This window comes from Duganella sp. P38, from assembly GCF_050859475.1.
In the GTDB taxonomy this organism is placed as follows: Bacteria; Pseudomonadota; Gammaproteobacteria; order Burkholderiales; family Burkholderiaceae_D; genus Rugamonas.
In genome coordinates this window covers 4567833-4585952 of record NZ_CP193936.1, presented here as the reverse complement: position 1 = coordinate 4585952, position 18120 = coordinate 4567833, and the positions used below count along the sequence as shown (strand labels likewise).

18 protein-coding genes are annotated in these 18120 nt (G+C 63.2%); 16 read left to right on the top strand and 2 right to left on the bottom strand.

The genetic code is table 11. The annotated features are described in order from the left end of the window. The first annotated feature begins 26 nt into the window (after window positions 1-26). The 3 genes from ACRQ5J_RS21325 to rlmD all read left to right on the top strand — a co-directional run bounded on the left by ACRQ5J_RS21325 (window position 27) and on the right by rlmD (window position 3399). Window positions 27-953, top strand: coding sequence for a peptidoglycan DD-metalloendopeptidase family protein (locus ACRQ5J_RS21325; protein ID WP_432379588.1), 927 nt, complete (start codon window positions 27-29; stop codon window positions 951-953). A gap of 20 nt (window positions 954-973) precedes the next feature. Next, on the top strand, window positions 974-1978 hold the full coding sequence (gene rpoS, locus ACRQ5J_RS21320) for an RNA polymerase sigma factor RpoS (RefSeq protein WP_432379587.1): 1005 nt from the start codon (window positions 974-976) through the stop codon (window positions 1976-1978). A 77-nt stretch (window positions 1979-2055) separates the two neighbouring features. Continuing rightward, the gene (rlmD, locus tag ACRQ5J_RS21315; protein WP_432379586.1) at window positions 2056-3399 is read left to right on the top strand and encodes a 23S rRNA (uracil(1939)-C(5))-methyltransferase RlmD; all 1344 of its coding nucleotides are present in this window, start codon (window positions 2056-2058) and stop codon (window positions 3397-3399) included. Between the two features lie 56 nt (window positions 3400-3455). Here rlmD and ACRQ5J_RS21310 read toward each other — a convergent pair whose 3' ends face one another. Further along, window positions 3456-4136, bottom strand: a complete 681-nt coding sequence (locus ACRQ5J_RS21310; protein WP_432379584.1) for a Bax inhibitor-1/YccA family protein — start codon at window positions 4134-4136, stop codon at window positions 3456-3458. 249 nt (window positions 4137-4385) lie between these two features. On the opposite strand from ACRQ5J_RS21310, the gene ndk reads away from it, so the two are divergent. The 9 genes from ndk (at window position 4386) to der (ending at window position 13854) form a co-directional block, all read left to right on the top strand. Then, window positions 4386-4793, top strand: coding sequence for a nucleoside-diphosphate kinase (gene ndk / locus ACRQ5J_RS21305; protein WP_161012909.1), 408 nt, complete (start codon window positions 4386-4388; stop codon window positions 4791-4793). 72 nt (window positions 4794-4865) lie between these two features. After that, window positions 4866-6038 carry a 23S rRNA (adenine(2503)-C(2))-methyltransferase RlmN gene (rlmN, locus tag ACRQ5J_RS21300; protein WP_432379582.1) on the top strand — a complete coding sequence of 391 codons (1173 nt, stop codon included), beginning with the start codon at window positions 4866-4868 and terminating at the stop codon, window positions 6036-6038. Continuing rightward, the gene (gene pilW, locus ACRQ5J_RS21295) at window positions 6038-6841 is read left to right on the top strand and encodes a type IV pilus biogenesis/stability protein PilW (RefSeq protein ID WP_432379580.1); all 804 of its coding nucleotides are present in this window, start codon (window positions 6038-6040) and stop codon (window positions 6839-6841) included. Before rlmN ends, pilW begins: the two co-directional genes overlap by 1 nt. A 13-nt stretch (window positions 6842-6854) precedes the next feature. Then, window positions 6855-7904, top strand: a complete 1050-nt coding sequence (locus tag ACRQ5J_RS21290; protein ID WP_432379578.1) for a helix-turn-helix domain-containing protein — start codon at window positions 6855-6857, stop codon at window positions 7902-7904. Further along, window positions 7901-9163, top strand: coding sequence for a flavodoxin-dependent (E)-4-hydroxy-3-methylbut-2-enyl-diphosphate synthase (gene ispG, locus ACRQ5J_RS21285; RefSeq protein WP_432379576.1), 1263 nt, complete (start codon window positions 7901-7903; stop codon window positions 9161-9163). Before ACRQ5J_RS21290 ends, ispG begins: the two co-directional genes overlap by 4 nt. Window positions 9164-9228: 65 nt before the next feature. Beyond that, a complete protein-coding gene (gene hisS, locus ACRQ5J_RS21280; protein WP_432379574.1) occupies window positions 9229-10581 on the top strand; it encodes a histidine--tRNA ligase in 1353 nt (450 codons plus the stop codon). Window positions 10582-10615: 34 nt separating this feature from the next. Next, on the top strand, window positions 10616-11269 hold the full coding sequence (locus ACRQ5J_RS21275) for a YfgM family protein (protein WP_432379572.1): 654 nt from the start codon (window positions 10616-10618) through the stop codon (window positions 11267-11269). A 94-nt stretch (window positions 11270-11363) separates the two neighbouring features. Then, window positions 11364-12503, top strand: a complete 1140-nt coding sequence (gene bamB, locus ACRQ5J_RS21270; RefSeq protein ID WP_432379570.1) for an outer membrane protein assembly factor BamB — start codon at window positions 11364-11366, stop codon at window positions 12501-12503. 4 nt (window positions 12504-12507) lie between these two features. Continuing rightward, a complete protein-coding gene (gene der / locus ACRQ5J_RS21265) occupies window positions 12508-13854 on the top strand; it encodes a ribosome biogenesis GTPase Der (RefSeq protein ID WP_432379568.1) in 1347 nt (448 codons plus the stop codon). A 112-nt stretch (window positions 13855-13966) separates the two neighbouring features. On the opposite strand, the gene ACRQ5J_RS21260 is transcribed toward der, so the two are convergent. Continuing rightward, window positions 13967-14281: a hypothetical protein gene (locus ACRQ5J_RS21260; protein WP_432379566.1), complete on the bottom strand. Its 315-nt coding sequence runs from the start codon at window positions 14279-14281 to the stop codon at window positions 13967-13969. A 60-nt stretch (window positions 14282-14341) separates the two neighbouring features. Here ACRQ5J_RS21260 and hfq point away from each other — a divergent pair, with 60 nt between their 5' ends. Genes hfq through hflC form a run of 4 tightly spaced genes read left to right on the top strand, consistent with a single transcriptional unit; the run spans window position 14342 to window position 18020 of the window. Beyond that, window positions 14342-14578, top strand: coding sequence for an RNA chaperone Hfq (hfq, locus tag ACRQ5J_RS21255; RefSeq protein WP_072780809.1), 237 nt, complete (start codon window positions 14342-14344; stop codon window positions 14576-14578). A 42-nt stretch (window positions 14579-14620) separates the two neighbouring features. Then, window positions 14621-15790: a GTPase HflX gene (gene hflX, locus ACRQ5J_RS21250; protein ID WP_432379563.1), complete on the top strand. Its 1170-nt coding sequence runs from the start codon at window positions 14621-14623 to the stop codon at window positions 15788-15790. Between the two features lie 17 nt (window positions 15791-15807). Then, window positions 15808-17112, top strand: a complete 1305-nt coding sequence (gene hflK, locus ACRQ5J_RS21245; protein ID WP_432379561.1) for an FtsH protease activity modulator HflK — start codon at window positions 15808-15810, stop codon at window positions 17110-17112. Beyond that, complete coding sequence (gene hflC, locus ACRQ5J_RS21240; RefSeq protein WP_432379560.1) at window positions 17112-18020, top strand: protease modulator HflC; 909 nt, start codon at window positions 17112-17114, stop codon at window positions 18018-18020. The genes hflK and hflC overlap by 1 nt, the downstream gene beginning before the upstream one ends. The last annotated feature ends 100 nt before the right edge of the window (window positions 18021-18120 follow it).

The window sequence follows — 18120 nt, the reverse complement described above, 5'->3', positions numbered from 1 at the left end:
GCGCCCGCCACTACATGAAGATGAGAATGACGAATAAAAGCAAGCTGCTCGCCACGGGCATGGCGCTGCTCATATTGAGCGCCTGCCAGACCACTCCCCACCAGGCCCCGGTCATCGACCGCCCGATCACGCCCGCTGTCAAACCCGCCACGCCAAGTGAAACGGCGCAGATCGCGCGCGAGGAGCGCGGCCTGTACACCGTGAAAAAAGGCGATACGCTGCTGCGCATCGCGCTCGAGTTCGGCCAGAACTACCGCGATCTGGTGACCTGGAACAACCTGGCCAACCCGAATGACATCAAGGTCGACCAGGTGTTGCGCGTGCTGCCGCCGGACAGCGCGCCGAACAGCCCGGGCGTGGAGACGGCTGCCGTCATCATGCCGCCGTCGGACAAGAATCCGGCGCCGGCGCCGGCGGTGAAGAAGACCGGGCCGAAAGGCGACAAGAAGCCGTACACCGACGCCAACCTGGCCGAGTTGCAGCGCGCCGATAACGGCAGGGACGGCGCCGCGCCGGCGCCGGCCGCCGCCGCCCGTCCGCCGGCGCCAGCCGCCCCGGCCGCGCCGGCCATGGCCGCCGACGACGCCAGCCTGACCTGGATGTGGCCAGCCGAAGGCAAGGTGGTCGCCACCTTCGACGAAGGCAAGAACAAGGGCGTCGACATCGCCGGCAAGGCTGGCCAGCAGGTCGTGGCCGCCGGCGCCGGAAAAGTGATGTATGCCGGCAGCGGCATCCGCGGATATGGTAATCTCGTTATTGTGAAGCACAGTAATAACTTGTTGTCTGCCTACGCGCACAACCGGACCATCCTGGTGAAGGAAGGCCAGAGCGTGAACAAGGGGCAGATGATCGCGGAAATGGGCGATTCCGATACCGACTCCGTCAAGCTGCACTTTGAAATACGGCAGCAGGGCAAACCGGTCGATCCGTCCCGTTTCCTGCCTAACCGCTAGCTGAGCCATGTAAAACGCCCATGACCTCGACGCCGCACGATCAGATGGATGACGACTCGCTGCCGGATGATTTCCGGGACGACGCGAGCGATGAGGGCGCGGTGGACAGGGCGGGCGACGGCGACGTGCCGGAAGCCGGCGCGGTGCTGGAAAGCGTCGACGAGCTGAAGAAGGTGCTGGCCGCCGAGCTGTCGACCGACACCACCCAGCACTACCTGAACCAGATCGGCACCCGGCCGCTGCTGACCGCGCAGCAGGAGGTGCACTACGCCACGCTGGCCAAGGCCGGCGACTTCTCCGCGCGGCAGACCATGATCGAGCACAATCTGCGGCTGGTGGTGTCGATCGCCAAGCACTACATCAACCGCGGCGTGGTGCTGCTGGACATGATCGAAGAAGGCAACATCGGCCTGATGCGCGCCATCGACAAGTTCGAACCCGAGCGCGGCTTCCGTTTTTCGACCTACGCCACCTGGTGGATACGCCAGAGCATCGAGCGCGCCATCATGAACCAGGCGCGCACGGTGCGGCTGCCGGTGCACATGGTGCGCGAGCTGAACCAGATCCTGCGCGGCAAATACCACCTCGAGGCGCAGCACCACAACGGCAAGGACGCCACCGCCGAGGACATCGCCGAGCTGGTCGGGCGGCCGGTGGAGGAGGTGCAGGACATCCTGGCCTTGTCCGAACACGCCACCTCGCTCGACGCGCCGCTCGACAACGATCCGCAATCGTCGCTGATGGACATGCTGCCCGGCGACAGCGACGACAGTCCCGACGCCCGCGCCGAGCATCACGAAATGACGGTGCTGGTGCGCGACTGGCTGACCAAGCTGCCGGACAAGCAGCGCATCGTCATCATGCGCCGTTTCGGCCTCGACAACGACGATCCGGCCACGCTGGAAACGCTGGCCGAGGAAATGGGCGTGACGCGCGAGCGCGTGCGCCAGATCCAGCAGGAGGCGCTGGTCAAACTCAAGCGCGCCATGGCCGCGCGCGGCGTGGTGCGCGATTCCCTGCTGTAGTCCCTGCCTGTTCTGGTATCATGTCGCCCCTGCACCAGGCGGCGTGCGCCTGCCTTTTTCACTCAAGATTGAACGCTATGCAAGAAAATACCATCGACATCAAATCGCTCGACATGGACGCCCGCGGCGTCGGCCACATGCAGGACAATGAAGACGGCACGCCGGGCAAAGTGGTGTTCGTGGAAGGCGCGCTGCCGGGCGAGCGCGTCAGCTTTGAAACGTTCAAGAAGAAGAAAAACTGGGAAGCCGCGCGCATGACCGCGCTGCACCGCGAATCGTCGATGCGGGTGCAGCCGAAGTGCGAGCACTTCGACTACTGCGGCGGCTGCTCGATGCAGCACATCGAGCCGAGCGCGCAGGTGGCGATCAAGCAGCGCGTGCTGGAAGATAATCTGTGGCACATCGGCAAAGTCACCGCCGACAACATCATGCGCCCGATGTACGGCCCGACCTGGGGCTACCGCTACCGCGCGCGCCTGTCGGTGCGCTGGGTGGAAAAGAAGGGCACGGTGCTGGTCGGCTTCAAGGAAAAGAAATCGATCTTCGTGGCCGATATCAAGAGCTGCCAGATCCTGCCGAAGCACGTGTCGGACATGTTCATGCCGCTGCGCGCGCTGGTCGGCTCGCTGAGCCTGTACAACCAGATTCCGCAGATCGAACTGGCCATCGGCCAGGATGTCACCGTGCTGGTGCTGCGCATCATGGACGCGCTGAACGCCGACGACGAAACCAAGATCAAGGCGTTCGCCGACCAGTACAACGTGCAGTTCTGGCTGCAAACCAAGGGCCCGGAAACCGCCGCGCCGTTCTACCCGCTGGAGCCGCAACTGCATTACCTGCTGCCGGAATTCGGCGTGCGCATGCCGTTCAAGCCGGTCGACTTCACCCAGGTCAACCACCACATCAACCGCGTGCTGGTGCACAAGGCGCTGCGCTTGCTGGAGGTGCAGCCGGAAGACCGTGTGGCCGACCTGTTCTGCGGCCTCGGCAACTTCACGCTGCCGCTGGCGACGCAGGCGCGCGAAGTGGTTGGCATCGAGGGCAGCCAGGCGCTGACCGACCGCTCGCTGAGCAACGCCAAGGCCAACGGGCTGGACGGCAAGACCACCTTCTACAACCGCAACCTGTTCGAGGTGACGCCGCAGGACCTGATCGACCTGGGCAAGTTCGACCGCATGCTGATCGACCCGCCGCGCGACGGCGCCATGGCCTTGTCGCTGGCGCTCGGCGAATTGCGCAAGACCCACCCGGAATTGCTGCCGAAGCGCATCGTCTACGTCTCGTGCAGCCCGTCGACGCTGGCGCGCGACGCCAATGTGCTGGTCAATCTGGCCGGCTACAAGCTGGACAAGGCTGGCGTGGTCAATATGTTCCCGCACACCTCGCACGTCGAATCGATGGCGGTGTTCGATCTGGTCTGAGCGGAACGGGCATAAAAAAGCCGGCGCGAGCCGGCTTTTTTGTTGGGGCGGGGCGCTTATTCGCGGTCGCCGCCGAAGATGCCCAGCAGGTGCAGCAGGCTGGTGAAGATGTTGTAGACGTCCAGGTACAGGCTCAGCGTGGCGCGGATGTAGTTGGTCTCGCCGCCGTTAACGATCTGCTGCACGTCGTACAGGATGTAGGCCGAGAAGATGCCGATCGCTACCACCGAGATGACGATCGCCAGCGCCGGGATGTGCAGGAAGATGTTGGCGATCGAGGCCAGCATCAGGATGATGACGCCGGCAAACAACCAGGTGCCCATGCCCGAGAAATCACGTTTCGAGACCGTGGCCACCGACGCCAGCACCGCGAACACCGCCGCCGTGCCGCCGAACGCGGTCATGATCAGGAAGCCGCCATTGGCGAAGCCGAGGATGCGCGACAGCAGCGGCGTCAGCATCAGGCCCATGAAGAAGGTGAAGCCCAGCAGCAGGGCCACGCCCACGCCGGAATCCTTGTTCTTTTCGATGCCCCAGATGAAGCCGAAGGCCACCGCCAGGAACACCAGTGCCATCAGGCCGCCGCCGAGCGGCAGGTGCAGCGAGACGCCGATGGCCGCGCCGATGACGGTCGGCACCATCGACAAGGCCAGCAGCCAGTAGGTGTTGCGCAGCACCCGGTGCTGCACGGCCTGGCGGCTACCGGCCAGGTCGTAAGTTTTTTGCATGTTGATCATATTGCCTCCAGTAAAGGATTTTCAGAACTACTTTGGTTCAAGAATAGCACGTCGGGGTAAGAATAAGTAAAAACATGTCAAAAAAGCACTTAAAGCTGGCTTAAACCGGGTTAATGTCGGTAATTATGTTCCCGTTGCAAGTTTATATGCCGCCTGCATTCTGGAATATGGGGTGTTCTATGGTAAAATCAAAGGTTGATTGGATTATCAATTTCGTTTTAAACCTTTCTTTTTATTGGAGTTTTTCAAATGGCAATCGAACGCACCCTGTCGATCATCAAACCAGACGCAGTTGCAAAAAACGTGATCGGCAAAATCTACACCCGCTTCGAAGAAGCCGGCCTGAAGATCGTTGCCGCGCAAATGAAGCAGCTGACCCGCGAAGAGGCTGAAGGCTTCTACGCCGCCCACAAAGAGCGCGGCTTCTTCAAGGACCTGGTGGACTTCATGGTTTCGGGTCCAGTCATGATTCAAGCGCTGGAAGGCGAAAACGCCGTCCTGAAAAACCGCGAACTGATGGGCGCCACCGATCCTAAGAAAGCCGACAAAGGCACCATCCGTGCTGACTTCGCTGATTCGATCGACGCCAACGCCGTTCACGGCTCCGACGCTGTCGAAGCCGCTGCTGTTGAAATCGCTTACTTCTTCGGTAAGTAATTTGTGAGGATTCCGCTTCCGCACTGCGGTGCGGAAACGGGATAAATGATTAGTACTGATTTGAACCAGAATATGAACGCTCCTCTGACCAACCTGCTGGACTTCGATCCCGCGCAGCTCATCGCGTATTGCGCCGAGTTGGGGGAGAAGCCGTTCCGCGCCAAGCAACTGCAGCGCTGGATCCATCAATTCGGCGCGTCGGACTTCGACGCCATGACGGACCTGGCCAAGTCGCTGCGCGACAAACTGAAAACCCGCGCGCAGATCGTCGCGCCGGCCATCATCAGCGACCACACCTCGGCCGACGGCACCCGCAAATGGCTGGTCGACGTCGGCAACGGCAACGCCGTGGAAACCGTGTACATCCCGGAAGAAAACCGCGGCACGCTGTGCATCTCCACCCAGGCCGGCTGCGCCGTCAACTGCCGCTTCTGCTCGACCGGCAAGCAGGGCTTCAGCCGCAACCTGTCGGTCGGCGAAATCATCGGCCAGCTGTGGATGGCCGAGTTCGAACTGCGCCGCACCAAGGGCATCGAGCCGGGCCCGAAGGGCGAACGCCAGATCACCAATGTGGTGATGATGGGCATGGGCGAGCCGCTGCTGAACTTCGAGCCGACCGCCACCGCGCTGAAACTGATGCTCGACGATAACGCCTACGGCCTGTCGCGCCGCCGCGTCACGCTGTCCACCTCGGGCGTGGTGCCGATGATCGACAAGCTGTCGCAGGAAGTGCCGGTGGCGCTGGCCGTCTCGCTGCACGCGTCCAACGACGAGCTGCGCAACGGCCTGATTCCGCTCAACAAAAAGTACCCGCTGAAGGAGCTGATGGCCGCCTGCAAGCGCTACCTGGAATTCGCGCCGCGCGACTTCATCACCTTCGAGTACTGCATGCTGGACGGCGTCAACGACAGCGACGAGCACGCGCGCGAGCTGATCGCGCTGGTGACCGACCGCGAATTCGGCGTCAACTGCAAATTCAACCTGATTCCGTTCAACCCCTTCCCGGAATCGGGCCTGCTGCGCTCGAAGAACCCGCGCATCAAGGCCTTCGCGCAAATCCTGGTCGATGCCGGCATCGTCACCACCATCCGTAAAACCCGCGGCGACGATATCGACGCCGCCTGCGGCCAGCTTGCCGGCGAGGTGCAGGACCGTACCAAGGTCCAGCAGCGCATGGAAAAGATGGCCGAGTACCAGCAAAAGTTTGGCGCCAATTTCGGCAAGATTGTGGAGATCCATTCCTGATGACGGTCCTGGCGCAGCGCAACCGGCTCGCTCTCGTCGCCCTGTGCGCGGCGGGGATGCTGGCCGGTTGCGCCTCGCCGGAAGCGCCGCGCGGCAGCAAGGCGGCAGCCGACGCCGGCGCCGCGCAGCGCAAGGTCGATATCCGCATGCAGCTGGCCAGCGGCTACTTCCAGCAGGGCCAGTACACGGTGGCGCTGGACGAAGTGAAGCTGGCGCTGGCGGCCGACCCCGACCATGCCGACGCCTACGGCATGCGCGGCCTGATTTACCAGCAGCTGGGCGAGACCGCGCTGGCCGAAGAGAGCTTCGTCCGCGCCCGCAAGCTGGCCCCGGCCAGTCCGGAGCTGGCCAACAACTACGGTTCCTTCCTGTGCCAGGCTGGCCGGGTAAAGGAAGCGCTGCCGCTGTTTGATGCGGCCCTGGGCAACCGTGCCTACCGTTCGCCGGCCAGCGCCGCGAACAACGCCGGTTCCTGCGCATTGAAGATCAAGGATTACGCCAGCGCGGAGCGTTATCTGCTGCAAGCCTTGCAGTTGACGCCCGACCTGCCGGCCACCAACGCCAATCTGGCGCGGGTTTATTATGAAAAGGGCGATTATGTGCGCGCCAATTTCTTTCTCGCCCGGTTGAACAAGGTGGCAAAGATGGAGAGCCTGACGGCCGATGTGCTGTGGCTCGCGATTAAGGTGCAGCATAAGCTGGGCGATACGGATGCGGAAGCTGGCTGGGCGACGCAACTGCGCCGTCACCACTCCGGTTCGGCCGAGTATGCTGCTTATCAACGTGGGGCGTTTGATGAGTGAAACAGGGGTACCAATGAATTCTGAGTGGGCAGAGGCGCCGAAGGAGCAGGGCAGTACCGCCAAGGCGACGCCCGGCGCATTGCTGGCGGCCCAGCGCGAGGCGATGGGCTGGACGGTCGAACAGATTGCGGATCAACTGAAGCTGGCCGCGCGCCAGGTGAAGGCATTGGAAGCTGGCGACTACGCCGCGCTCCCCAACATGGCGGTCACGCGCGGCTTCGTGCGCGCTTACGCCAAGGTATTGAAGATGGATGCGGCGCCGCTGGTGGCGATGATCGAGGTGGAGTCGCCAACGCCCGCCGAACCCATCGTGCCGCGCAAGGATTTGTCGGCCTCGTTCTCCGAATCGCGCTTTCCGTCGATGACGGGGCGCTCGTCCGGCGCCACCGGCTGGCTGGTGGGGTTGGCGGTGGTGGTGGCGGCGGGCGGTGCGGCCGCCTATGCCTATCAGTCCGGCCTGATCCCGGCCTCGCTGTTCGAGCGCAAGGCCGAAGAGGTCAAGGTGGCCGACGCCGCGCCGGAGCTGGAGACCACGCTGGTCAAGCCGGGCGAGGAGGCTGCCCCGGTGCAACAGAAGAATGTGCCGCTGATTTCGGTGCCGCCGCAAGGCGAGCAGACGGCATCGGCTGAAGCCGCGCCAGCCGCGCCAGCCGCGCCAGCCGCGCCGGCCGCTGCGGTGACGCCGCCGGCCACCGTGACGACGCCAACGCCGACGCCGGCGCCAGCGCAGGTCGCCGCCGCCCCATCGGCGGCGCCCGCCGCTGCTGCACCGGCAACGGCGAACGGCGTCGGCCATCAGCTGGTGCTGAAGCTGACCGAAGATTCGTGGGTGGAAATCCGTCGCCCAGGCACGACGCCGCTGATTTCGCGCCTGGTGAAAGCCGGCAGCACTGAAACCTTTGATATCAAGGACCCGGCGCTGCTGATCATCGGCAAGCCGTCGGGCGTGCAGGCGACGCTGGGCGGCGCGCCGCTGCCGCTGCCGAGTGTTCCGGGCGGTACGATTTCGCGCGTAAAACATCAAGTAAGCAACAAGTACGAAGACAGAGTTAAAGAACCATGACGCAAACTGCTATTCCCTCGGGACCCACCGATCGCCGCGCCAGCCGCCGGGTGTTGATCTCGCACGGCGAGCGTAAAATCTGGGTTGGCGGCGACGCGCCGGTCGTGGTGCAGTCGATGACCAATACCGACACCGCCAACGCCATCGAAACCGCGATCCAGATCCGCGACCTGGCGCGCGCCGGCTCGGAACTGGTGCGCCTGACCGTCGACCGCCCGGAATCGGCCGAGGCGATTCCCTACATCCGCGAACAGCTGGACAAGATGGACGTCGACGTGCCGCTGGTGGGCGACTTCCACTACAACGGCCACACGCTGCTGCAGGACTATCCGGCGTGCGCCAAGGCGCTGTCCAAGTACCGCATCAACCCGGGCAACGTCGGCAAGGGCGCCAAGCGCGATACGCAGTTCGCGCAGATGATCGAAGTGGCCGCGCGCTACGACAAGCCGGTGCGCATCGGCGTCAACTGGGGCAGCCTGGATCAGGCGCTGCTGGCGCGCATCATGGACGAAAACGCCGTGCGCGCCAATCCGTGGACCGCGCAGCAGGTGATGTACGAGGCGCTGATTACCTCGGCCATCGAGAACGCGCAGCGCGCCGAAGAACTCGGCCTGGGCCGCGACAAGATTATCCTGTCGTGCAAAGTCTCGGGCGTGCAGGATCTGATCGCCGTGTACCGCGAACTGGGCAAGCGCTGCGACTATCCGCTGCACCTCGGCCTGACCGAGGCCGGCATGGGCAGCAAGGGCATTGTCGCCTCGACGGCGGCGCTGTCGGTGCTGCTGCAGGAAGGCATTGGCGACACCATCCGCATCTCGCTGACGCCGGAGCCGGGTGGCGACCGCACCAAGGAAGTGGTGGTCGGCCAGGAGATTTTGCAGACCATGGGCCTGCGCAAGTTCACGCCGATGGTGATCGCGTGCCCGGGCTGCGGCCGCACCACGTCGACCACCTTCCAGGAGCTGGCGGATAATATCCAGACCTTCCTGCGCGACCAGATGCCGGAATGGAAAAAGACCTATCCGGGCGTGGAGGCGATGAACGTGGCCGTGATGGGCTGCATCGTCAACGGCCCGGGCGAATCGAAGCACGCCAACATCGGCATCAGTTTGCCGGGCACCGGCGAATCGCCGGCGGCGCCGGTGTTTGTCGATGGCGCCAAGGTGGCCACGCTGCGCGGTGAGCGCATCGTCGAGGAATTCCAGGAAATCGTACTGAATTACGTGAAGAAGAACTACCAACCCGTCGTTCCCGCGTAGGCGGGAACCCATGCTCAGTATGGATTCCCGCCTGCGCGGGAATGACGACGAGTGAAAGAAGCTAAATGTCCGAGAATAAAAAAACCGAAAAAATCGTCGCCGTCAAAGGCATGAACGACATCCTGCCGCAGGACTCGCACCTGTGGCAGCTGTTCGAAAACACCGCGCAGTCGGTGGTGCAGAGCTATGGCTTCCAGCAGATCCGCACGCCGATCGTGGAAGACACCGCGCTGTTCAAGCGCGCCATCGGCGCCGTCACCGACATCGTCGAGAAGGAAATGTACTCCTTCGAAGACTCCATGAACGGCGACCAGCTGACGCTGCGCCCTGAAGGCACAGCCGGCGCGGTGCGCGCTGTCATCGAGCACAACCTGGTCTACGAAGGCCCGAAACGCCTGTGGTACACCGGCCCGATGTTCCGCCACGAGCGTCCTCAGCGCGGCCGCTACCGCCAGTTCTACCAGTTCGGTTGCGAGGCCGTCGGCTTCTCGGGCCCGGACGTGGACGCGGAAATGATCATCATGTGCCGCCGCCTGTGGGATGACCTGGGCCTGCCGGAAATCCGCCTGGAGATCAACTCGATCGGCGACGCAGAAGAGCGCGCGCGCCACCGCGTCGACCTGATCGCCTACCTGGAAAAGCACGAAGACATTCTCGACGCCGAAGCCAAACGCCGCCTGCACAGCAACCCGCTGCGCATCCTCGACACCAAGAACCCCGCGCTGCAGGACCTGGTCAACGCCGCGCCGAAGCTGATGGACTACCTCGGCGAAGAGTCGCTGGCCCACTTCAACGGCGTGCGCAAGATTCTCGACCACGCCAACGTGCAGTACGTAATCAACACGCGCCTGGTGCGCGGCCTGGATTACTACAACCGCACCGTGTTCGAATGGGTGACCGACGCACTGGGTTCGCAAGGCACGGTGTGCGCCGGCGGCCGCTACGATCCGCTGATTGCCTCGTTCGGCGGCAAGCCGACGCCCGCCGTCGGTTTCGCCATGGGCATCGAGCGCCTGCTGGAACTGATGAAAGAAGCCGGCGAGCCGGACGCGCCTAACCAGTGCGACGTCTACCTGGTGCACCAGGGCGAGGCGGCGCAGCTGCAAGCCTTCGTGCTGGGCGAGCGCCTGCGCGACGCGGGCCTGGATGTGATCATGCACGGCTCCACCGCCGCCGGTCCTGGCAGCTTCAAGTCGCAGATGAAGAAGGCCGACGGCAGCGGCGCCGCCTTTGCCGTCATCATCGGCGAAGACGAAGTGGCCAACAACACCGCCGCCGTCAAGGCGATGCGCGCGGCCGAAGGCGAACAGCAGCAAACCACCGTGCCGTTCGACGACGTGGTGGACTTCGTGGTGGACCAGATCACCGACAGCGGCGATCACCACCACCACGTGCACGATGAGCACTGCAATCACTAAGCATTCCATTCAACTATAACGGCAGACGAATACCATGGCATACGATCTTGAAGAACAAGAACAACTCGCGTCCCTCAAAGCATGGTGGGACAAGTACGGCAACGTGGCGACCTGGGTGCTGATCGCCGGTCTGGCCGCGTACTCGGGCTACACCTACTGGAAGTTCCATCAGCGCGGCGAGGCCAATGAAGCATCGGCGCTGTACGCCGAGCTGCAGACGGCCGTCGAAGCCAAGGACAACGCCAAGGTGCTGCGCGCCGCCGGCGACATGGAAAGCAAGTACGCCAGCACCGCCTACGCGCCGATGGCCGCGCTGGTGGCCGCCAAGAGCGCCTTCGACGCCAAGGACCTGAAGTCGGCCAAGGCGCAGCTGCAATGGGCGGCCGATCACGGCGCCGAGGAATTCAAGGCGGTTGCGAAGATCCGCCTGGCCGGCGTGCTGCTCGACGAGAAGGCGTATCCTGAGGCGCTGAAGGCGCTGGAAGGCGATGTGCCGGCGCAGTTCGCCGGCGCCGTGGCCGACCGCAAGGGCGACGTGCTGGCCGCGCAGAACAAGCTGGCCGAGGCGCGCACCGCCTACGAGGCAGCCTACAAGGCCACCGACAAGAACAACCCTGGCCGCCAGCTGATCCAGATGAAGCTGGAGGCGATTGGCGGCAGCGTGCCTGCCGATAAGGGCGCAGCCTGACATGTCGTCGTTCCCGCGCAGGCGGGAACCCATAGTGAGCATAGATTCCCGCCCACGCGGGAATGATGGATTTAACGATCAAGGTTTAAAAATTATGCGTATCACCGAAAAAGTAGTTGCAGCAAGCGTGTTTGCGATGTTGGCCGGTTGTTCCTTGTTCGGTTCCAAAGAAACCAAGAACCTGCCGGCGCCGCTGGTGGAGTTGAAAGATCCTTCGCTGGTGCCGAAGGTGGTGTGGAAGTATTCGCTCGGCAAAGCCGGCAACGCCGTCTTCACGCCAGCCTACGCCGGCGACAGCGTCTACGTGGCCGACGCCGATGGCGCCGTGGTGCGCCTGAACGCCGCCACCGGCAAGGAAATCTGGCGCGTCAAAACCGGCGCCGACCTGACGGCCGGTGTCGGCACCGATGGCGAAGTGGTGGTGGTCGGCGGCGTCAAAGGCCAGATCTTCGCCTACGACATCGACGGCAAGCAGCTGTGGAAGGCGCAGGCGTCGAGCGAGGTGCTGTCGTCGCCGGAAGCCGGCGGCGGCCTGGTGGTGGTGCGCAGCGTCGACAACATGATCACCGGTTACGACGCCAAGACCGGCGCCAAGAAATGGAACGTGGCCCGCACCACGCCGGCGCTGACGCTGCGCAACGCGCCGGGCATGGTGATCAACGGCCAGACCGCCTACGTCGCCCAGCCGGGCGGCAAGCTGCTGGTGCTGAACACCGCCCTCGGCACCACCCGCTTCGAGGTGGTGGTCGGCGAGCCGCGCGGCGCCACCGAGCTGGAACGCGTGACCGACATCGCCGGCACGCCGGTGCTGTCCGACAAAGATGTCTGCGCCGTGTCGTACCAAGGCCGCGTGGCCTGTTTCGACGCCACCACCGGCGCGCCGCACTGGAGCAAGGCGACGTCCTCCGACAAGGGCGTGGCGGTGGACCAGCGTTTCGTATTCGTCTCCGACGACAAAGGCGCGGTATCGGCCTACAGCCGTGAAAACGGCGCCAACGCCTGGAAGAACGACAAGCTGTCGTACCGCGTGCTGTCCACTCCCGTGTCCTATGGACGCGCGGTGGCGGTGGGCGACTACCAGGGATACATCCACTTCCTGTCGCGGGAAGATGGCGCATTTATAGGTCGTGTGGCGACCGACGGCAGCGCGATCAACGCTGATCCCGTCGTCGCTGGCACGAATTTGATTTTCCAAACCCAATCAGGGACTGTGACCGCTCTGGCGGTCGAATAATAAAATGAAGCCGGTAATCGCACTAGTGGGTCGACCCAATGTAGGGAAATCGACCTTGTTCAATCGTCTGACCCGCTCGCGCGATGCGCTGGTGGCGGACTTGCCTGGGTTGACGCGCGATCGTCACTATGGCGAGGGCCGTGTCGGCGAACGTCCCTTCCTCGTCATCGACACCGGCGGCTTCGAGCCGGTCGCCAAGGAAGGCATCCTCCACCAGATGGCCAAGCAGACCAAGCAGGCCGTGGCCGAAGCCGACGTGGTGGTCTTCCTGGTCGACGGCCGCCAGGGCCTGACGCCGCACGACAAGACCATCACCGACTTCCTGCGCAAGAGCGGCCGTCCGGTGATCCTGGTGGTCAACAAGGCGGAGGGCATGCGCTACAACGCGGTGGTGGCGGACTTCTATGAACTGGGCATGGGCGAACCGGCTGTCATTTCGTCGGCACACGGCGACGGCGTGCACGACCTGGTCGACCTGGCGCTGGACACCGCCTTCGCGCAGCGTCCGGAAGATCCGGAAGAACTGGAAAAGACCGACCGCGGCGTCAAGATCGCGCTGGTCGGCCGCCCGAACGTCGGCAAGTCGACGCTGATCAACACCCTGGTTGGCGAAGAGCGCGTGATCGCCTTCGACATGCCGGGCACCACCCGCGACTCGATCGAGATTCCGTTTGAGCGCGACGGCAAGAAGTACACGCTGATCGACACCGCCGGCATCCGCCGCCGTGGCAAGGTGTTCGAGGCCATCGAGAAGTTCTCGGTGGTGAAGACGCTGCAGTCGATCTCGGAAGCCAATGTGGTGGTGCTGATGCTCGACGCCCAGCAGGACATCTCCGAGCAGGACGCCCACATCGCCGGCTTCGTGCTGGAAACCGGCCGCGCGCTGGTGATCGCCGTCAACAAGTGGGACGGCCTGGAATCGTGGCGGCGCGACGAGATCAAGATCGACATCGACCGCAAGCTGGACTTCCTCGGCTTCGCCAAGATGCACTTCATCTCGGCGCTGAAGGCGCAGGGCATCGGCCCGCTGATGAAGTCGCTGGACTCGGCTTACGCCGCCGCCTTCGCCGACCTGTCGACGCCGAAGCTGACCCGCGCGCTGATCGAGGCGGTGGAGAAGCAGGAGCCGAAGCGCAAGGGCTCGATCCGGCCGAAGATGCGCTACGCCCACCAGGGCGGCATGAATCCGCCGGTTATCGTGATCCACGGCAATGCGCTGGATGCGATCAGCGAACCGTACAAGCGCTATCTTGAAAAGCATTTCCGCGACACGTTCAATCTGATAGGTACGCCGCTGCGGATTGAATTGCGCACCGGTAAAAACCCGTTCGCGAAAACGCCGGCGAAGTAACCCCGCCGCCCGGCGTCATTGCCGCGCAGGCGGCAATCCATGGAGCGGTGGCTTCGGCCTGTGCCGTATGGATTCCCGCCTACGCGGGAATGACGGACGGGGTGGTCGAACGTCATTGCCGCGCAGCGGCAATCCATGGAGCGGTGGCTTCGGCTTGCACCGTATGGATTCCCGCCTTCGCGGGAATGACGGGGCGGTCGAGCGTCATTGCCGCGCAGGCGGCAATCCATGGAGCGGTGGCTTCGGCGTGCGCCGTATGGATTCCCGCCTTCGCGGGAATGACGCAATATTTTTCGCGTTTTTTTACAGGAACACCCTGCAAAAAATGCAAAAACAAGGTACAGTGGCTTAGAAGCACCACTTTTGACGTGGCGAGCGGTGTTTCAGCGAAAATAGTTTGACTTTTTATGACTTTTCGCTGGGCCACGACCTTGAATTCAAGCGTTTCGCCTCCACTTCCAACACAACAACATAAAATGGAGCTGTTATGAGCAATAAAGGGCAACTGTTACAAGACCCATTCCTGAACGCTTTGCGTAAAGAGCACGTTCCTGTCTCGATCTATCTGGTCAACGGCATCAAGCTGCAAGGCCATATCGAATCGTTCGACCAGTACGTCGTTTTGCTGCGTAACACCGTGACCCAGATGGTCTACAAACACGCCATCTCCACCGTGGTGCCGGCACGCGCCGTCAACCTCAATATCGAAAACGAAGCGGAATAAGCATTTGCAGCATCGCTTCTTCCCATCCAGCCTGACCGTCGTATGCGCGCAGCTCTAGTCGGTATCGATTTCGGCCAGGGCGACTTTGCCGCCAGCGTCGAGGAACTGAACCTGTTGGCCCGTTCGGCAGGTGCGGAACCGGTGACGGTCATCACGGCCAAGCGCTCCGCCCCGGATGCGGCGTATTTCGTCGGCAGCGGCAAGGCCGACGAAATCGGCCAGGCCGTGCTGGCGGACCGCGTCGAAATCGTCATCTTCAACCACGCGCTGTCGCCGGCGCAGCAACGCAATCTGGAAAAGCGCCTGAACATCCGTGTGCTGGACCGGACCAGTCTCATTCTCGATATCTTCGCCCAGCGTGCCAAAAGCCACGAGGGCAAGCTGCAGGTCGAGCTGGCGCAGTTGCAGCATCTGGCCACGCGCCTGATCCGCGGCTGGACCCACCTGGAGCGGCAGAAGGGCGGTATCGGCTTGCGCGGTCCCGGTGAAACGCAGCTGGAGACCGACCGCCGCCTGATCGGCGAACGCGTCAAGGCACTGCGTGCGCGCCTGGCCAAGCTGCGCAAGCAGCACGAGACCCAGCGCCGTTCGCGCAACCGTACCCAGACTTTCTCGATCTCGCTGGTCGGTTACACCAATGCCGGCAAGTCGACCCTGTTCAACAGCGTGACCAAGGCCGGCGTCTACGCGGCCGACCAGTTGTTCGCCACGCTGGACACGACCTCGCGCCGCGTCTACATGAACGAGGAAGTCGGCCACGTGGTGCTGTCGGACACCGTTGGCTTCGTGCGCGAGCTGCCGCACCAGCTGGTGGCGGCCTTCCGCGCCACGCTGGAAGAGACGATCCACGCCGATCTGCTGCTGCACGTCGTCGACGCCGCGTCGCCGGTGCGCATGGAACAGATCGAGCAGGTCAACCTGGTGTTGCAGGAAATCGGCGCCGATCATATTCCGCAGATTCTGGTGTGGAATAAGATCGATGCGGCCGGGCTGGAACCGTCGGTTGAGCGGGATGAATATGATAAGATTTCCCGAGTCTTCGTCAGTGCGCGCACCGGCGAAGGCCTCGACCTGCTGCGCGGCGCCATCACCGAATGGGCCAAGGACGCGCCGGGCGCGCGCCTGCAGCAGCCGTACCAGGTCGATGCGGAACCAGAAGAAGAATTAGAAGTAGAGAGCAATTCCACCCACCTTGACGTTGGATCACACTAATGCGTGTCTCCTCACTTATGAAACGACTCGGCTTGAAGCTGTCGCTGAACGACCCTCGCTGGGGGAAGGACGATAAGCCGCAAGCCAATGAAGGCAAGAAGCCCGGCGAGGGCGGTCCGCCAGACATGGAACAACTGTGGCGCGACTTCAATCAGCGCCTGAACAATCTGTTCGGCCAGAAGCGGCCCAACAACAATAACAACGGCGACAACAACGGCGGCGGTGACGGCGGCGGCAACCGCCCCGACTTCAGCGGCGGCATGCGCGCCACGGCCGGCGCGGTCGGCGCGGTGGTCGCGCTGATCTGGCTCGCCAGCGGCTCGTTCATCGTGCAGGAGGGCCAGACCGGCATCGTCTACACCTTCGGCAAGGTAAGCCACACCACCGGCTCCGGTTTCAACTGGCGCTGGCCGTATCCGTTCCAGACCAATGAAACGGTCAAGGTGTCGCAGATGCGCATGGTGGAAATCGGCTACCGCGGCAATATCAAGAACAAGCAGGCGCGCGAATCGCTGATGCTGACCGATGACGAGAACATCATCGACATCCAGTTCGCCGTGCAGTTCAAGCTGAAAGACCCGGTGGCCTGGCTGATGAACAACCGCGACGAGGAAGACACCGTCCGCCAGGTCGCTGAAACCTCGATCCGCGAAATCGTCGGCAAAAACAAGATGGACTTCGTGCTGTACGAGGGCCGCGACAAGGTCGCCTTTGAAACGCAGCAGCTGATGCAGCAGATTCTCGACCGCTACGCCTCCGGCGTGCTGGTGTCGAACGTCACGCTGCAGGCGGTGCAGCCGCCGGAGCAGGTGCAGATCGCCTTTGACGATGCCGTCAAGGCAGGACAGGACCGCGAGCGCCAGAAGAACGAAGGCCAGGCGTACGCCAACGACGTGATTCCGAAAGCGCGCGGCACTGCGTCGCGCCTGATGCAGGAAGCGGAGGGCTATCGCTCGATGGTGGTGGAAAACGCCACCGGTAACGCTTCGCGCTTCAAGCAGGTGCTGGTCGAGTACCAGAAGGCGCCGGGCGTGACCCGCGACCGCATGTACCTGGAAACCATGCAGCAGATCTTCTCCAGCGCCTCCAAGGTCATGGTCGACGCCAAGTCGGGCAGCAATCTGCTGTACCTGCCGCTGGATAAGCTGATCGCCCAGGCGGCGGCCACCGACGCGCAAGCGGCTGCGGCGCGCGCCGCGCAAGCTGCCGGCGGAGTGCCAGCCAATACCACGCTGCCGGCGGACCTGATGCCGTCGGTGGAAGTCAATCGCCAGCGCGATCCGCGCTCGCGTGATACGTCTCGTGACCGGGAGAGCCGTTAATGAATCGCATAGCTAGTACCGTCGTCCTGGCGTTCATCGCGCTGATGCTGCTGTCGTCGACCGTGTTCGTGGTCGACCAGCGCAAATATGCGATCGTGTTCGCACTGGGCCAGATCAAGGAAGTGATCCGCGAGCCGGGCCTGCACTTCAAATTGCCGCCGCCATTCCAGAATGTGGTGTTCCTGGATAACCGCATCATGACGATCGAATCGCCGGACGCCGAGCGTTTCATCACCGCCGAGAAGATGAATATTCTGGTGGACAGCTTCGTCAAATGGCGCATCGGCCGCAACGAGAATCAGCCCAAGCTCTACTACGTCACCTTCGGCGGCGACGAGAGCCGCGCGCGTGACCGCATGTCGCAGATCATCAAGGCGGCGCTGAACGAGGAAATCACCAAGCGCACCGTCGCCGAAGTGATCTCCGGCCAGCGCGGCAAGGTGATGGAAGGCATCCGCACCAAGGTGGTGACCGAGGCCGCGCAGATCGGCGTCGAGATCATCGACGTGCGCCTCAAGCGCGTGGAGTACGTTGAGCAGATCAACAACTCGGTGTACGAGCGCATGAAGGCCGAGCGTACCCGCGTGGCCAACGAGCTGCGTTCGACCGGTTCGGCGGAATCCGAGAAAATCCGCGCCGATGCCGACCGTCAGCGCGCCGTGATCCTGGCCGAGGCCTATCGTGACGCCGAGCAGATTCGCGGCGAGGGGGATGCGAAAGCGTCGGCCATTTACGCCGAGGCGTTTGGCAAGAATCCGGAGTTCTATAAGTTCTACCGCAGCCTGGAAGCTTATCGCGCCACCTTCAAGAACCATGGCGACGTGATGGTGATGGATTCCAGCTCGGACTTCTTCAAGTACTTCAAGGGCAGCGGCGGCGCCGGCTCGGCCGCTCCAGCCAAGAAGTAAGCGCCACCACCGTCCGTCATTCCCGCGCAGGCGGGAATCCATACGGCGCAGGCTAAGCCAGCGTTCCATGGGTTCCCGCCTGCGCGGGAACGACGGCGGC

Bases quoted from the DNA above. Each gene is read 5' to 3' on its own strand.
- ispG (WP_432379576.1), top strand. From the start codon at position 7,901: ATGACGCAAACTGCTATTCCCTCGGGACCCACCGATCGCCGCGCCAGC.
- rlmN (WP_432379582.1), top strand. From the start codon at position 4,866: ATGAACGCTCCTCTGACCAACCTGCTGGACTTCGATCCCGCGCAGCTC.
- pilW (WP_432379580.1), top strand. From the start codon at position 6,038: ATGACGGTCCTGGCGCAGCGCAACCGGCTCGCTCTCGTCGCCCTGTGC.
- hflC (WP_432379560.1), top strand. From the start codon at position 17,112: ATGAATCGCATAGCTAGTACCGTCGTCCTGGCGTTCATCGCGCTGATG.
- ACRQ5J_RS21290 (WP_432379578.1), top strand. From the start codon at position 6,855: ATGAATTCTGAGTGGGCAGAGGCGCCGAAGGAGCAGGGCAGTACCGCC.
- ndk (WP_161012909.1), top strand. From the start codon at position 4,386: ATGGCAATCGAACGCACCCTGTCGATCATCAAACCAGACGCAGTTGCA.
- rlmD (WP_432379586.1), top strand. From the start codon at position 2,056: ATGCAAGAAAATACCATCGACATCAAATCGCTCGACATGGACGCCCGC.
- ACRQ5J_RS21325 (WP_432379588.1), top strand. From the start codon at position 27: ATGACGAATAAAAGCAAGCTGCTCGCCACGGGCATGGCGCTGCTCATA.
- rpoS (WP_432379587.1), top strand. From the start codon at position 974: ATGACCTCGACGCCGCACGATCAGATGGATGACGACTCGCTGCCGGAT.
- hisS (WP_432379574.1), top strand. From the start codon at position 9,229: ATGTCCGAGAATAAAAAAACCGAAAAAATCGTCGCCGTCAAAGGCATG.
- hfq (WP_072780809.1), top strand. From the start codon at position 14,342: ATGAGCAATAAAGGGCAACTGTTACAAGACCCATTCCTGAACGCTTTG.
- ACRQ5J_RS21310 (WP_432379584.1), bottom strand. From the start codon at position 4,136: ATGATCAACATGCAAAAAACTTACGACCTGGCCGGTAGCCGCCAGGCC.
- bamB (WP_432379570.1), top strand. From the start codon at position 11,364: ATGCGTATCACCGAAAAAGTAGTTGCAGCAAGCGTGTTTGCGATGTTG.
- der (WP_432379568.1), top strand. From the start codon at position 12,508: ATGAAGCCGGTAATCGCACTAGTGGGTCGACCCAATGTAGGGAAATCG.
- ACRQ5J_RS21275 (WP_432379572.1), top strand. From the start codon at position 10,616: ATGGCATACGATCTTGAAGAACAAGAACAACTCGCGTCCCTCAAAGCA.
- hflK (WP_432379561.1), top strand. From the start codon at position 15,808: ATGAAACGACTCGGCTTGAAGCTGTCGCTGAACGACCCTCGCTGGGGG.
- hflX (WP_432379563.1), top strand. From the start codon at position 14,621: ATGCGCGCAGCTCTAGTCGGTATCGATTTCGGCCAGGGCGACTTTGCC.